The sequence below is a fragment of the Hornefia butyriciproducens genome (assembly GCF_009695915.1).
Taxonomy (GTDB): domain Bacteria; phylum Bacillota; class Clostridia; order Peptostreptococcales; family Anaerovoracaceae; genus Aminicella; species Aminicella butyriciproducens.
In genome coordinates this window covers 60,184-73,441 of record NZ_VUMZ01000008.1, presented here as the reverse complement: position 1 = coordinate 73,441, position 13,258 = coordinate 60,184, and the positions used below count along the sequence as shown (strand labels likewise).

The 13,258-nt window shown below is 46.5% G+C and carries 11 protein-coding genes; all 11 read right to left on the bottom strand.

Annotated features, from left to right (window positions below; genetic code table 11):
* Positions 1-35: 35 nt before the first annotated feature.
* Positions 36-1,625, bottom strand: a complete 1,590-nt coding sequence (locus FYJ64_RS08870; protein WP_154574795.1) for a putative polysaccharide biosynthesis protein — start codon at positions 1,623-1,625, stop codon at positions 36-38.
* A 44-nt stretch (positions 1,626-1,669) separates the two neighbouring features.
* The gene (locus FYJ64_RS08865; RefSeq protein ID WP_154574794.1) at positions 1,670-3,865 is read right to left on the bottom strand and encodes a peptidase domain-containing ABC transporter; all 2,196 of its coding nucleotides are present in this window, start codon (positions 3,863-3,865) and stop codon (positions 1,670-1,672) included.
* A gap of 212 nt (positions 3,866-4,077) precedes the next feature.
* Positions 4,078-4,203: an MJ0042-type zinc finger domain-containing protein gene (locus FYJ64_RS11805; RefSeq protein ID WP_407928790.1), complete on the bottom strand. Its 126-nt coding sequence runs from the start codon at positions 4,201-4,203 to the stop codon at positions 4,078-4,080.
* A 159-nt stretch (positions 4,204-4,362) separates the two neighbouring features.
* Positions 4,363-5,997 (bottom strand): lysozyme family protein, encoded by a 1,635-nt coding sequence (locus tag FYJ64_RS08855; protein ID WP_154574792.1) that lies wholly within the window; start codon positions 5,995-5,997, stop codon positions 4,363-4,365.
* 77 nt (positions 5,998-6,074) lie between these two features.
* On the bottom strand, positions 6,075-8,582 hold the full coding sequence (locus tag FYJ64_RS08850) for a VirB4-like conjugal transfer ATPase, CD1110 family (protein WP_154574791.1): 2,508 nt from the start codon (positions 8,580-8,582) through the stop codon (positions 6,075-6,077).
* Positions 8,583-8,604: 22 nt separating this feature from the next.
* On the bottom strand, positions 8,605-9,039 hold the full coding sequence (locus FYJ64_RS08845; RefSeq protein ID WP_154574790.1) for a PrgI family protein: 435 nt from the start codon (positions 9,037-9,039) through the stop codon (positions 8,605-8,607).
* Positions 9,040-9,996: a DUF5688 family protein gene (locus FYJ64_RS08840; protein ID WP_154574789.1), complete on the bottom strand. Its 957-nt coding sequence runs from the start codon at positions 9,994-9,996 to the stop codon at positions 9,040-9,042. It lies immediately after the preceding gene.
* Positions 9,997-10,059: 63 nt separating this feature from the next.
* Entirely contained in the window at positions 10,060-10,896 is an 837-nt protein-coding gene (locus FYJ64_RS08835) for a VirB6/TrbL-like conjugal transfer protein, CD1112 family (protein ID WP_328597002.1), read from the bottom strand.
* Positions 10,897-10,952: 56 nt separating this feature from the next.
* The gene (locus tag FYJ64_RS08830; protein ID WP_154574788.1) at positions 10,953-11,279 is read right to left on the bottom strand and encodes a glutamyl-tRNA amidotransferase; all 327 of its coding nucleotides are present in this window, start codon (positions 11,277-11,279) and stop codon (positions 10,953-10,955) included.
* On the bottom strand, positions 11,272-13,080 hold the full coding sequence (locus FYJ64_RS08825; protein WP_154574787.1) for a VirD4-like conjugal transfer protein, CD1115 family: 1,809 nt from the start codon (positions 13,078-13,080) through the stop codon (positions 11,272-11,274). Before FYJ64_RS08825 ends, FYJ64_RS08830 begins: the two co-directional genes overlap by 8 nt.
* Positions 13,064-13,258, bottom strand: coding sequence for a hypothetical protein (locus tag FYJ64_RS08820; protein WP_090164476.1), 195 nt, complete (start codon positions 13,256-13,258; stop codon positions 13,064-13,066). Before FYJ64_RS08820 ends, FYJ64_RS08825 begins: the two co-directional genes overlap by 17 nt.

Genomic DNA, 13,258 nt, shown 5'->3' with positions numbered 1-13,258 from the left:
AGATATTCGGGAATTCAGGTTGCAAGGGGAAAAGGTTAACCAAGATTCACTATCCTTAACAGGAACTTACCACCTGGTATCAGTTCTAAGTCTCCTCTTGTTAAAGTATTACTTTTTATTGCTACAAATATGTACACTAAGATGCCTGCTAAAATTGAAATAGTCGTAGACAAGCTATTTCCCACGAATACATTCAATGTTAAATGAATGATATACGTGCAGATACCCATAGTAATAGAAACCGCAAATGGTTTAATAAATGTATCAACAAGATCAAATGAAATGTCTGTATATTTTTTTATCGCCATTAAGTCCAAGACAAGAGCTATCAAATAGGCAACGAGTGTACCGATAGCCGCACCTTTTACATTTATGGAAGTGACACCAACAAACGAATATGTGGCAAATAATTTAACAATTGCCCCAATCGCCAAGTTTTTTACAGGAATCATTTGCTTACCTATTGACTGAAGAATCCCCGTTGCAGTTTGTGCAATTGCTAAGAGAACAATACCAATTGTCATTATTCTTAACAAAGGTGCAGCAGATATTGCATCCTCCATCTGATAAGGATACAGCATAAGGAGAATCGCCTTTGATAGTACGAACATCCCTATCATGCATGGGAATGCCATAATCATGGTAATACGCATACCTGTTTTTATGTTCTCGCGCATCTCTTCAAACTTATTTCTTCTATATAGCGCTGCCACTACAGGCACTATGCTGACAGCAACTGCCTGAGTGAAAATTTGCGGGAACGAAATCAGTGTATTACAATACGCTTCATACAAACTATACAGAGATGTAGCTTCATTATGTGTCCAACCTGTTGCTTGCAACCTAGTAACAATGATGGAAGTATCTATAGTAGTCATAATTGGCATAATTTCCGCACCACAAATAATCGGGACTGCAATTATAGCAATTTTTTTCAGTATGGTCTTAACATCTTCAACTTCATTATTCCCGTTTTGGATGTTTAAATTGATTGCACGTTTGTTGAAACAATAAATGGTAAAAATAGATGCTAATCCTGCGATAGATCCTGCTGATGCTCCAAAAGTCGCACCTGCTGCTGAATATCTTGCTCCTTTGGGAAATAAAGCGAACGCCAGCAATAGTCCAGTGGCAACTCGGATTGACTGTTCCATTATTTCAGAAATCGCAGTAGGTTTCATATTTTGCATTCCCTGAAAGTATCCTCTGAAGGCAGAAAAAATCGGAACGATAAAAATCGCCGGAGCAATTGACTTTAAAGACAATGCTGCTTCTGGAATTCCAATAAAGTTCGAAATTTCACCCGCCCCCACATAGCACACAAGAAAAGCGACCAGCCCCATTGATGCAAGCAGCACTAACGCAACCAAAAAAACTCGATGAGCACCTTTGTAGTTATATATTGCAATTCGTTCAGATACCATTTTTGATATTGCTACCGGTATTCCAGCTGTAGATAACACAAGAAAAACTGAATAGATAGTATAGGCCGCATTGTAATATGCCATTCCATCCCCTATCTTATTAGTCAAAGGAATACGAAAAATCGCTCCCAAGACCTTAACAATAATACCTGCAAATGCCAGTATCATTGCTCCTTTCATGAACTTATTAGTACTCATCATTATGTATGTCTTTTACCTCTCATATACCTAATATTTCTTCATTTCTAACATAATTCCTTAACTATCACGCCTTCACGAAGTAAATACTTGTCATCGCAATGATCGGCTATATAAGAATCATGTGTAATGAAAATAAATCCTGTAGTTTTATAACTCTCGCACTTACAAAGTTTGCCCAAAATGTTGACCATCATATTTTTATCCAAATTGCTTAAAGCCTCATCAAGTATAATGATTTTTGCATTCCTCAGAAGAGCCCTCGCTAGTGCTATTCGTTGTTTTTGCCCAGCAGATAAATTGCATCCATTCTCCTCTATTAGTGTGTCATATTTATCTGCCGAAGTGCCGATCAATTCATCTAATAAACATATATTGCATACTTGATCAATTTCGTCTTGAGAGATGCTACGCTTATTTCCATACAACAAATTATTTCTTATTGTATCGTAAAAGAAATAATCCTCCTGGGGCACATAAGCAATATTGCTACGCAATGTGTCTCTACAAATATCATCAATATTTATTGAGTCAATTTTTATTGTCCCGCTTTGGATAGAATAGAAATTTAGCATTAATTTTGCAACTGTAGTTTTTCCAGAACCGCTCTCCCCGACTATCGCTATCTTTCGATCGCGTCTAAATGAAATAGATACATCTCTAAGAACTTCCTTTTCACCATATGAAAAATTAACTTTATCAAATACAATGTCAGCATATTCATGTGGCGTTTCTTCATTAGTGCCTGTTTCCTCCAATTCTTCTAAGAATATATCATCTAACCGTTCCGAAGAAACTATTGCCGTTTGCAAGATTGGTTGTAATGCCATCAAATTCTTTAATGGCTGTAAAAAGTATCCAATTAGAGTACCAAAAGTAATCAGGCTTCCAAAAGATAGTTGGCCCTTCAATACGTTATAAGCACCAACCCATAGTACACCAATCACACCCAAAGAAGAAACAATATTTATTGTCACTTGTTGACACACATTCAATACTTCACCTTTAAATACTCCGTCTACAAAATTCTTGATATAAAATTGATTTCTTTCATTAATCTCTTCTTCAGCATTTAAAGCTTTAACTGTATGAACACCATCATACGACTCTTTCAAAGATGAAATCATCCTTGCCTCTCTTTCCATAATATACTTATTTACGGCCTTGATTTTATGGAAAAAAGATCTTACAACTATAATAAAAGTTACAACAACCATAGCTGTTTCAAGCAAAAGTAATGGTGATATGGTGTATAGTACAATCCCACCAAAAAGAATCATCATTGTATCTAACATCAATGTCACTGTCGAATTTGCAAATGCATCACGAATACTGTTAATATCCTCAAACCTTGACAACAATGCGCCCGTATGATTATTTTGAAAAAAAGCTACCGGGAGTCTAACTGAATGTGTACAATATTTTACCATTAATGATTCTTCTACCCGTTTTGATAAAAAAGCTAGTAGTTTTCCTCTTAGAAGTTGTAATATTCCGCTCAAGATAAATAAAGTAGCAATGGACATACAGACAATATCTACCGAATTAAAGTATTTATTAGTTGCCTTATTTATATATGTCATTATCTTGTTGATACATTTTTCAAATTGATCTCCGCTATAACTGTTTCTATCCATTTGCTCTGCCGTATGATCAATACTACTCACGCTTACCATTATAATCTGAAATGTAGAACTTCCTGCAATGCCGACAACCGCAATTAAAAATGACAATACAGATACTATCAGTATATTCTTTATGTTATTTTCTAAGCAGTAAATTGAAAGTTTCTTTAGGCTGTTTTCACATTTTCGTTTGCTAAAAAAAGCCGTTTTACGGAAATTAATAATTACGCCAGACCAAATATTTATAAAATCTTCGGTCGAATATATTATCTTCCCTATACTCGGATCAACTACTTGTACCTTTTTTTTTGAAGCCCTACTTATAACTACGAAATGCTTTACGCCCTCTTCTGAAGTCGTATGTGCAACACAAGGCAACGTAATTTCACTCGCTTTTAAGCACGATACAAATTCATCATACGTTCCTTCCAACGCATCAACATCTAAATCTAACTGTTTTCCAGCCTCTACTATGTCATATACGCTGGAATAATTACCATTAAAATGAACCTTTTTTCTGAATTCCTGCAATGATGCTTTATATCCATAATGGCCACATATCATTGCTAAACAAGCTGCCCCACAATCTTTCTCATCATGCTGCTCTACATAATACATACTTGCCTCTTTATTTTTATAAATCGTGAAAAAATAATACACCTATTACTTCTTAGGCCAAAACTAATACGGTTGAGTGCATAGCAAAATTCTACAGATTTTTTTTGATACACCTCAAGAATTATCATTAGCTCCTGGCTTTTTACAAGGATTGGGATAGTATTAATTATTTTACAATTTTAACTTATTTAATGGAACCGCTTAAATTCTCATTACGCATCTATGCCATAACAAAACGAAATATGTATAGGGAAGAACCAACTGGCAAATTTGTGATGGCACTTACTACACCTGACTTTTTTACCAGCTACAACATTTTTCTGTTCTTCTACATTCATTTTTTTCATCACAAAATCCCCCTTAGATTTCTTTTATTATTAATAACTATCCCAAACCTAAAGCGAAGTTTACCATAGTTTGTTCAATTATGCAAGTTATTTCTGATATATTTATTTCTTTATATTAATTAGATGTAAATTAGGCGTTTTACCGCCCAATCAATATTTCGGCACTCCGTACCCGTAGATCTGTCTTCCGCCCACCGGGTAGCTGCGTCTTCTGCAGGTGTCGGAGCTATTTCCCTCTATGGTGTAAACGGTTCTGCCGTCGCATTTTTCCACCAGTCCCACGTGGTCCGGGCTGCCGTCGCTGCCCCAGTCAAAGAAGATCACATCACCGGCACTCGGCTTGTAGCTTCTGGTCTGCCACTGATGTTTGTTTTTGTAGAAACTGATCATTCCGCCAACTCCGGCAGACTTCGGCATGATCCCGGCCTTGATATATCCGCACTGGTCGGAGCACCAGGAAACGAAGCAGGCACACCACTCAACGCGGCTGTGGAAACCGTACCAGCTCCAGAATTTTTGTCCGCCTTTGTTTCCGATCTGCCGGGCAGCAACACTGACGATTTTTCCGTTGCCGATACCGTAGTTGTAATTGCCGTACGGATAGTAACGAAGAACATGGGCAGGGTACTGCTTATCGCCATAGGATTTCCAGCCGTGCTTTTTCGCCTGCATGTCCGAAAAGTCCGAAGCGTTCTCCACTGTGTAGCCGCCGTCCCGGGCTATGGCCCAGGAAATATATCCGTTGCCGTAGTTGTACCCTTGCAGTGCGAGACGGATCCGGTCCATGTCCATTGGGTTCTTGCACTTTGCTTCTTTCAAAGATGCAGCCAGCGCCTGAACACCGCACTTGATGGAGTATTCCGGGTCCTTGATGCTGTTCGGAGAGTGGGGATACTTCTTGTTGTACCCGCTTTCCGAGGCCTGCATGGGATCAGTGCCTTTACCGCCGGACTCCTGCATCATCACTGCCTTAATCAGCTCCGTATACTCACCGATCCCGTATTGGCCGGCATATTTGAAAATCACAGCAGAATAGGCTTCTACCTCCGGGCTCACCGGCGTGTAGTTTGCCGAACTGTCATCGCCGAAGAAGTAAAACGCAGCCCCAAACAGGATGCAGACCAGCACGGTCACAAGGCAGACGATTCCTCCGGCAGATATGGCTTCGATCATTGCTTTTGCACTTCGGATCAGGTCCCGAAGTCTCCTTGCCGTTCTTTGCACCATTCTTCCGGTCCGCCGGGCAGCTCTCTTCGTGATACGGACACTCTGCAGGGACTTCTTCCGGGAATCCACAACGGTCCGCTGCCTGGCGAACTCACGGATCGCTTTCTCTTTTCCTTTTGTCCTCGCCAGCTGGCGGCTGTTGGCAAAGTTCCGGATGCTTTTCTCACGGCTGCCATAATTCCGGAGGCTTCTCTGCCTGCCGGCGATCTGCTGTTTTTCTGCAAGCTGTCTTTTGCGGAAACGTATGAAGCCTTGGGTTCTGACTGGGGATGCAGGAACGCCATCCTGAGCATGACTCACCGCATAGCGGATCTTTCCCTCCGCCCATGCGGCTGTTCTTTCCGCCATATACACCGCATCTGTTCCGGCATCCTGTGCCATTCCCGTGATCCGGTTCGATGCATACTCATCCGGAGATCCGCTGCTTCGGGTGCGGGGATCATCGATCAGGTCCTTTGTTCTGGTCTGTACGTCTTTCAACCGGCAGGTCATGGCCGCTGCCCGGTCCAGCGATTTGATGGTTCCTTTCCGAACCTGCCGGGTCTTTATCTCAGGCATACTTCACCCCTCCTTCCAAAAATATGAGGACCGAAGGCATCGGTCCCCATGTACGGGAGGGAGTCCCTCCCGGCCGCTTACTGCGATTTCTCACGCAGAGGCTTCAGGTATTTTTCCACCAGAGCATCGAACTCTTCCTGGGATTTTGCCACCTCGCGGATCTTCTCCAGAATGCGGAGTTCCTGATCGGATAGTATGTCAGGCCCAGTAAATGAAGACTCAGGAGGTTTCACAGATGCAGGTTTCCGCAGTTCCTCCAGTCCTTCTCCCGGCTTGGTGGTCATCAGCTTATACAGCTTCGTGTTTTTCGGGAATTTATTCTCAAAAGGCACCAGAGAAGACCCCACCTTGATCAGGCCGTGTCCGGCATCCACATTGGTGATATATGAAAGCTGCAGATCCGAGATGTTCAGCAGACGGGCCAGCTCGATCCGGTCTGTGGCCGCCTGATTCAGCATGACGATGAACTCGGAGTTTGAAAGCATGGTTCTGGCGGTGTGGGACTGCAGCAGGTCCAGCACGTTCTGTGTGATCCCGGTGCAGTAGGCACCGTATTTCCGGACACGCTTCCACAGCTTGTACAGAAACTGGGCGGAATACTCGTGCATGAAGAGAATATAGATCTCATCGATGAACACGAAGGTCTGCTTTCCTTTCTGCCGGTTTTCCGTAATGCGGTTAAGGATGGAATCCAGAATCACTAGCATGCCGATGGCACGAAGCTGTTCTCCCAGTTCCAGAATGTCGTAGCAGATCAGGCGGTTTGAGGTATCCACATTGGTCTGCCTTGCGAAGGTGTTGAGGGATCCTCTTGTAAAAAGTTCCAGTTCCAGTGCAAGCGATTGCGCCTCGGGCTCCTTCTGCTTCAGCAGCTCATCCCGGAAATCCGCAAGGGTAGGGGGCGTTCCCATATAATTTCCCTGTTTGTAGTAGCGGTAGACGTTTTCCGTGCAGCGGTCGATGATGGACTGCTGCCCTTTGGCAAACCTGTGTCCGGCGATGATCTGCTCGCAGAGAGACTGGAGGAACTGGGATTTCTCGATGATCGGGTCCGTTTCCCCGTAATTGCTGCTCATGTCCATGGCGTTGATGTGGTTCGGGGAAGTAGCGGAGATCTCAATGACGGAACCGCCCAGCGCCTTGATGAGAGGCGCGTATTCACGCTCCGGATCCACAACGATAATGTCAGCGTCGGTGGACAAAATGAGATTGGTAATCTCGTTCTTCGCAGTGAAGGATTTTCCGGACCCGGAGACTCCCAGAATAAATGAATTGCCGTTCAGCAGCTTTCTCCTGTCTGCGATCATCATGTTTTTGCTGATGACGTTCTGACCATAGTAGATGCCGTTTTTGTCATAGACCTCCTGAACCCTGAATGGCATAAATACCGCAAGGGACTCTGTTGTCAGAGTGCGGAAAGCGTCGATCTTCCGGACCCCGAAGGGCAGAGCAGTCTGAAGTCCCGGAAGCTGCTGGAACTTCAGAACAGCCATCTGGCAGAGGTGCTTTCTGGCGATGGTCATGATCTCCTCCGAATCATTGTCCAGCTGCTTTTTGCTGTCCGCTGTATGCACCACCGTGATCACCGCAAACATCATGCGTTGGTCTCTGGTGGTCAGGTCATCCAGAAATTCCTTGGATTCCTTTCTCTGCTGCTCCATGTCATAGGGGACAACTGCGGAGAAGTTATTGTTCATGTTCTGCTTTCTCTGCCAGTTGGTGATATTCGTCTCTACCCCAAGGAGCCTTTGTTCCACTTCCTTTACCGCTTCGTCCGTCGGCACCGGGATCACGTCGATGCTCAGCATCATGCTGCGATTGATGTCCGTGATCTCCGCCACCATGCTGTCCTTGATATATGAAGCGTAGTCCCGGAGGAGAATCACACGGCCGTAGCGGTCACCGACCTTGAAATAGTCGGAGTGGTTCTCGTAATCGTCCGGACAGATATAGTCCTTGAAGCTGTGACCTTTTCTCATATGGTCCTTAATGTCGAACTGAAAGCTCGTCTCTTCGCCGGTTCGCATGAAGTCGTGAATGATACGGAGACGTTCTACCGCATCCATCTCCGTGCAGACGGATCCCAGGCGGCTGAAGTGGGCGATAAGATCTGCTCCTACCCTGGCAAAATATACCCGGGCGTCCTCAATGCATTTTTTGTTCACGGAAATCGTGACGTACTTGTCCTGAACGATGGCATTGGAGCCGGTGGCCTTCTCCATGAGCATCTCGTTGTATTCCTCACGGTATTCGTTGAGTCCGTCATCTTTCATGTCGATCAGGATCTGCTTTTCGAAATCCGTCCGGTTCAGCCTGCGGTTGTTGATGGTGATTTTGGTGGTGCTTCCGCTGTCCAGTGCATTCAGAAGCTCCGAGTATTCCAGAAACATGGCTTCTTTGTCCTCCCGTGAAGCCACCGCATAGTTGATGTCCTCGAACTTGTAGGTCATGGAATACTTGTTTTTTCCGGAAAGAAAAATCCCGTCAGGCCATATGGTGCTGACGGGGATGATGTCCTGGACCTTTTTCGGGACCTGAAAGCGTTCTTTGTCCTGTTTCAGGATGTTGGTCAGTGTTTTGATCATATTCGTTTCTCCTTGTCATTATTCAGCGGCCGGATTTTGTCTTCCGTCCGCGTTTTCTGCTGTCCCGTCCTTCTCTTGCGTCTCTTCCGCCGCGCCGTCTGAGAGGGAACTTCTTTTTCCGGCTTTCCTCCGCAGACTCACGGAACATATTGTAATAAAGATTGGTGTTGCCAAAGCAGAGATGCTCCGGCAGAAGAATTTCCGACCGGATCCACGCTACAATGAATTTCTCTGCGGTCATCCCGTTGTACCTCAAAAATCCGATGGCAGCGAATGGTGCTGCTGCGACGATGCAGATCCAGCTTACCGTTTCAAGGCCCAGAACCGGCTTGAAGGTGAAATAGATCAGAACAGCGATGGCGCAGGCCAGTATAGAGAAGATAAACTGCCGCAGCGTGAGCCCGAAAAACATGGACTCTGTGTATTCGCGGATCTCCCGGTTGATGCGTACTTCCATTTAGCGCGCCTCCTTTCCACGTTCAAGCTGGATGGTGGACAGCTTTCCCTGAAAGTTGTCAAAGTGGTAGATGTTGTCGGATAGAATGTCCTTAGGTTCTACCTGACTCCGGTTGGTTTCCTTCACCATATTCTGAAGGTCTCTTACCGGGATCTGGCTGGAATCCGGTACCAGCAGGACTTCGTGCAGACTGCTTGGAAGAACGGTGTATCCTTCGCCCAGAATGTCTGCTGCCTGTTCCTTTACGCCAGGGTAGAAAAATGCCGCAGCGCCGAACTGTCTGCTCCTGCTGCTGATGAGGTAGATCGGCTCAAGGCTTCCGGCATTATCCTTAAGCGGGGCATCGGTACCGGACAGAAGATTTCTTCCGTCTTTATCACCAAAGACAATGTCCTGAAGATCCTTCATCTCGGGAGGATCTATCTTTACGGCGCTGCGGATGGCTTCCTGAAAAAGTTCATTTTTATTGTAGCCGTTTGCTTCGGCAATCCCGTTATTCACAACGGTGCGCCAGCATTCGCTCATGTTTCTGCTGAGCTGAAGATCGCAGATCAGCGCAAGACCGTTTCCCACATCCAGATAAGGCTTGTCCAGCAGATACTCTCGGTTTCTCTTTGTCTCCACCAGACGAAGAGAAAGCTTGTTCCGGATGTTGTCAAAGGAAAGATCCGGCTCTGCCGGGTCCAGCCCTCTGCCAATGCTTTCGAGATAAGCCCGGGTCACATCTCCCATGAGGCGCTCCAGAGATGCGCCATGACGGAAAAGATCATATGCCTGATCCAGATACAAGGTTGGGGACGCCTTGCTTCCATCCTTCTGAAAGCAGAACCCGTGGTTCTTCTGATCGTTGATCTTTACTACTTCCACTTCCTTCAGACTGAGCCCGGCTCTGACATCTTCCGGCAGCTGCCGCAGGATCTCCTGCTTCGCCATTTCCATAAATTCTTTTTCTCTCATACGAATTCCTCCTTGATTTTGGCAAAACAAAACGACAGCCGGAATTAGCTGCCGTAAATCGGATTAAAGTCCCATCATTTCCCGGACGATGGCATCGCTCATCTTGACTGATCCCACCAGAACGAGCATGTTGAACACCAGCTCGCCCACGTACTTCCATACCATGGCTGCCGGCGCCGCATCTGCGTCAACCACCGGCGGTGTGGATGCAAACTTGGTGAAGATGATACAGGTCAGAACGATGATCGCTCCTTCCAGACACACCGCCGCATATCCCTTCAGGAAGCTGATCCCCACATTCTGGGTGGGCTGCCCGGCAAATGTGGAGAGCGGGATCGGCGCGATGGCCGTGTACATATACAGCTTGAAGAACCTGCCATAGACGGTGAGAATGATGATGAAAGACAATACCGTTATGACCAGACTGCCGATCAGCGTCACCGCCCAAAGCGGAATGCTTTCAAAGAACCCACAGTCTTCAATGGCTTTCACCATCTCTTTCGGCAGCGTTGTCTTTCCGGCAGCTGCAATCCCGGAGGACCGCATAATGGTACTGACGACTCCCTGAATAATGGTGAAGATCGCCATCATCAGCTCCAACCCGTAGGTGACAACGCCTTTTGCAATAGCAAAACGGATAAAAAGTTTCAGCGCATGCTCCGGCCGTTTCACTTCATCCAGACTGGCGCTGGTCCTTGCCATTCCCACCAGAAAAAACAAAACGAGCAGGGCAAGCCCTATGGCCTGTACTGCTCCGTTGATGTTCAGGATCACCTTCCAGATACCGCCGCCCTTGAACGATTCCGGCGACACGGTGAGAAGCTGCCAGACTTCCGCCAGCTTTTCATTCCATGTGTTCAGTGCATTCTGGAGGTTCTGTACTACCCAGTTATCACTCACCGGCCATCACCTCCGGAATCATTGTATTTCTCTGAATTTTTCATTGATGTCTCCCACTATATGATCATGTTCAGAATTTCTTTTGTAAACGTGATGATGATCCCGCCGGCCAGCGTCAGAAATCCGTTGGCGCGGGCACTGGGGTCGTGAGACTTCATCGACAATCCCACTTGCATGATGCCTAACCCCAGCAGGATCAGCCCGATGGCTCGAATCAGGCTGAAGATAAACGTGGACAGATTGTTCACCGTGGAAATCGGATCGCCTGCCGCAAAGCAGGTGGCTGCACCCACCGTGCAGGTTAGCACCATCGTCGCATATCCGGTGATGATGCTCCGTCTCCTTATCTCATCAGTTTTGAGTTCATTCTTTTTCCTAGTCATTAAACGATTCTCCTTCCTCGAATTCACGCTGCAGATCTTCTTCTGACAAAAGCTCATATCCCGTGGGCTCTGCCGGCTGATTGTCCTCATTGTCCAGAAACGCCGATGTCAGCTGGATGCTGAAGTCCGCCTTATCCGCTATGCCGTGCAGGAACGGTGCAGCTCCGCCGTCCTCTGTCAGTGCAATATTGGGATGCTTCAGAATGTCATATTTGATATCCTTCACCGGCCGTTCACCCCGGACAAAAAGAAGGGAATACCGGTTATCCAGCATCCGCACTTCATCCGGCGTCATCAGTTCTCTTCCTGTATTCTGGTAATTTGTTGAATAGTTGCCGCTCCTTCCGGTGGACCTGCCGTAGGTGTTGGTATCGATGGTCTCCTTACCCAGAAGCTCACTGACGTACTTATGGGTCTGCTGCTCGTTGCCGCCCAGATAGACGAACTCGTCGCAGTTTCCCATGATGGATTCCCAGTCTTTCTCATACAGCGCCTTGAGCTGCGCCAGATTCTGCAAAATGATACTGACCGATACGTTCCGGGAGCGCATGACAGACAGGATCTTCTGAAAGTCCGAAGGCATGGACAGGTTGGCAAACTCGTCCAGCACGAAATGCACGTGAACCGGAAGACTGCCGCCGTGTTTCTTGTCTGCGCAATGGAAAAGCTGCTGAAAGAGCTGGGTGTACAAAATGGATACCAGAAAGTTGAAGCTTGTGTCGTTGTCCGGAATGATGGCAAACAGGGCAGTCTTCCTTTCTCCCAGTGACGGCAGGTCCAGCTCATCGGTGATGGTCAGTTTCGCAAGACTCTCCAGGTTGAATTTTTCCAGCCTAGCAGCCAGCGTGATCTGGATGGACTTCAGCGTCTTCGCCGCTCCAGAATGGTAATTTCGGTAATACTTCAGAGCAATGTGATCCGGGTCCGTCTTCTCCAGATCGAAAAAAAGATTGTCCAGAGGACTGGGTGAATTGTCCTCTTCATCCACATCTCCGGCCCGGAGCATCTCCATGACCATGGCAAAATTCTGTTCTTCCTCCGGTGCTTCGTATTTCAGATAAAAGATCAGCGCCAGAAGCAGCATCTGCGCTGCCGTATCCCAGAAGGGGTCATTGGACTGGGCACCTTTCGGCGTGGTGGACTTGAACAGATTCGTTACAAGACGCTGCACGTCGTTATCGTCTCTCAAATAGACAAAAGGATTGTAGCAGTGGGACCGGTCCATTTCCTGAAGATCCAGTGCCTTAACGGCGTATCCCTTTTCCTCCAGAAGATGACCGGTTGCCCGGATGGTTTCGCCCTTCGGATCCAGAATCACAAGAGAGCTTTCTCCGCACTGCATGACATTGGGTTTGCAGTAAAATCGGGTCTTGCCTGCACCGGATCCTCCGATGACCATGACATTCAGATTTCTTCTGTGCTTTCTGCCGTTCAGACCGATCCGCACATTCTGAGTAAGCAGTTTGTTGTTTTCCGGGATCCTGTCGGCATATCTTTTGTTCAGCGTTTTAGGGTCTCCCCATTTCGCAGAGCCATGCTCCTCGCCTCGGCGGTAATTCCGCCGGGTGGAGAGCCAGACGCCGATACTGACAGCGTAAATTACAAGGAAAAGCAGAATCGTTTGCAGTGTGTTTTCTGTTATCCGGATCTGAAAAGGCTGCCGGAAAGCACCGGATAGTTCGTCCACGTGCTCCAGCAGCCCGTTCGTCATATATGGTGCGGCGATCAACGCAGCCCAGATCACGGGAATCACTCCGATGGCTGAGCCGAGCAGGATATTCTTCTTATCGGTAGTGTTCATGACAGGCCTCCGATACCAGAAAACGCTTTTGCTTCGCCTCATAGAGTTTTACCATCAGTTCATCCACCGGGTCTGTGGGAAGACCTTCCCGGATCTGCTTCGTGCGCAGATCGTTCAATGCGTTAAGCAGAATGTTCCGGTCATAGGAATCCATTTCTAAAATCAGTTTTCTTTCCAT